The 2,261-nt window shown below is 58.5% G+C and carries 2 protein-coding genes, 1 pseudogene and 1 riboswitch; all 3 genes and pseudogenes read left to right on the plus strand.

Features of this window, described 5'->3' with window-relative positions; all coding sequences use genetic code 11:
- Nucleotides 1-282: pseudogene (locus H6F43_RS08855) on the plus strand (glycosyltransferase family 1 protein); the annotation flags it as partial.
- Between the two features lie 11 nt (nt 283-293).
- A complete protein-coding gene (locus H6F43_RS08860) occupies nt 294-1,388 on the plus strand; it encodes a glycosyltransferase (RefSeq protein ID WP_190342431.1) in 1,095 nt (364 codons plus the stop codon).
- Between the two features lie 358 nt (nt 1,389-1,746).
- Nucleotides 1,747-1,878: riboswitch (cobalamin riboswitch) on the plus strand.
- Nucleotides 1,879-1,911: 33 nt separating this feature from the next.
- Nucleotides 1,912-2,261 (plus strand): FAD-binding oxidoreductase (locus H6F43_RS08865; RefSeq protein WP_242025446.1); only part of this gene is annotated, 350 nt, incomplete at its 3' end.

Here is a 2,261-nt window from a genome sequence, read left to right on the forward strand (position 1 = left end):
AAAAGCGGATCGCTGCTGGCGCTGCTGGCACACGGGCTGCCTGTCATTGCCACGCGTGCAACTCCCCCCGATCCAGATTTGGCAAATGCCACGTTTCTTCGGACGATCGCGCCCCGCGACTCGGTGGCGCTGACAGTGGAACTCGATCGTCTGTTGAGCGACGCGAGTGTGCGGCATCAGCTAGGTGTAGCTGGACAGCGCTTTGGACAACAGTTTTCCTGGTCGAGCATCGTCGAGGCGCACGAAGACGTGTACAGAAGAGTTCAACAGTCTGAAGGATAAATTCATTGCCGATGCGGGTAGTGGCATATACGGATTCAGCCGGAATAGGCGGAGCGGAGATTAGCTTGGGGCATCTGGTGGCAACGGCTTCTCCGACGATCGACCTGACGGTGGTTGGTGTGAGCCAAACGGTGGTAGATGCGATCGCCGATCGCCGACCGCAGGCGGCACGGTGGGTGCTGCCCGCAGGAGAAGTTTTGGCGCATTGGTTTAGGTTCCAGCGGCTGCGTCCTGACATTATTCACCTCAATCTCTGCACGCCGTGGGCAGGTGCGATCGGGCTGGCAGCGGCGATCGCGACTCCAGGGGCGCGGGTGGTGCGGGTAGACCAACTGCCGCTGCGGACAACCGACGCGCTGCATCTCTGGCGCACACGGGCGCTGTCTTTGCGGGTGGATGCTCACGTTGCTGTAGGAGAAGCCAGTGCGCGACGGATGGAGGATTTTTATGCGCTGGGGCGGCGATCGGTGCGATCAATTCCGAATGGAGTGCCGGACGAAGGCGGCGGGACTGAATCGGCAGCAGAGAGCCGACCAGGAACACTCGTCGTAGGAAGTGTGGGGCGGTTGGACGCGATGAAGGCGCACGATGTGCTGCTACGAGCAATGGCGCAGGTGGACGACGTGCACCTGATCATTTTGGGCGATGGAGCGGAGCGACAGTCCCTAGAAACGCTGGCGACGGATCTGGGCGTGCGCGATCGACTGGAGCTTCCCGGCTGGGTGAGCAATCCGCGTCGTTATTTACCCCAGTTCGATGCGGTCGCGTTGCCGTCGCGATCGGAAGGATTTCCACTGGCAATGGTGGAGGCAATGCTGGCGGCGCGTCCAGTGGTAGCAACTCGCGTCGGCAGCATGCCGGAAGCAATTATTCACGGCGAAACTGGACTGCTGATTGAAAAAGACGACGTGGCAGGGCTTGCCAATGCGCTTCGCTGCCTGCGCGACGATCGCTCCCTGCGGCTTCGCTTAGGACGGCAAGCCAGAGAACGCGCGATCGCTCACTACACGGTAGAGGCAATGATGAAGGGCTATGAACAGCTTTGGTCCTCGCTTTTAATGGCTCCGAGAGCGCCGCGCCTGCGGATTCCGCGTCCGCGAGATTAAGAGTGCAAGAGTTCAAGCAGCCGTTCAAGCTACGGATTCACGCAGCTTCACGCGGGACGATGAGTTGCGGGGTAGTCGGTGACGCTAGCAACACGACATTTCAGAGCGCGTCCGTAACTTTTAGGACGTTCGCAAACCTCGGAGGTTTCAACCAAAGATCAAGCATCGTGACCGACCTAGAGACTTAAACCTCCAAGGTTTTGGTCAAAACACGTCATACCCATTCCCTAAATTCCAGCTACCGACTAAACCACTAAAACGTAGGCGGACTCCAGCTTCTGCAATTCCGAATTGCGAATTGCGAATTCCGAATTGGTATAAGCTACAATACCCAAGCCGCGATCGAATGTCTGGAGGATCAGTCCAGCCAGGGTTAGACGCTGCTCTAGCCTGGGGAAAGTCCGGTGCAAATCCGGCGCTGTGCCGCAACTGTGAATGAGGGTAATGCTCCCTCTCAGCCAGAATGCCCGTCGATCGTGGGATGTTCCTCTCGACGCCTGCGAAGCACGGGCGACGTTGACTGATGCAATGTTTAGACCTGCGCCGTTCTGCAACGGCAGACTTTATTGCGACGGTGGTGGAATCGGTGCCGCTGACGCCCACCATTAAATCAATTTGGCTGCAGCTGGACCGAGACGAGTTTCAGTTTTTGCCAGGGCAGTCCGTTTGGCCCAAGTTCGATCGCGACGGGCGCACGTTCAGCAAAATTTACTCGATCGCGTCGTCGCCCTCGCGCTGCCCAACCATTGAACTGTGCGTGTCTCGCGTTGGTTGGAGTTCTGCCTACCTGCACGACTTACAGCCTGGACAAACGATCCGGGTTCGCGGACCTTACGGACTCATGACCCTAACCGAACTGCCGTCTCGTCCCCG

It is taken from the genome of Leptolyngbya sp. FACHB-36, assembly GCF_014695955.1.
Classification (GTDB): Bacteria; Cyanobacteriota; Cyanobacteriia; order Leptolyngbyales; family Leptolyngbyaceae; genus FACHB-36.

Coding starts and splice junctions, on each gene's coding strand:
- H6F43_RS08860 (WP_190342431.1), top strand. CDS start 294: ATGCGGGTAGTGGCATATACGGATTCAGCCGGAATAGGCGGAGCGGAG.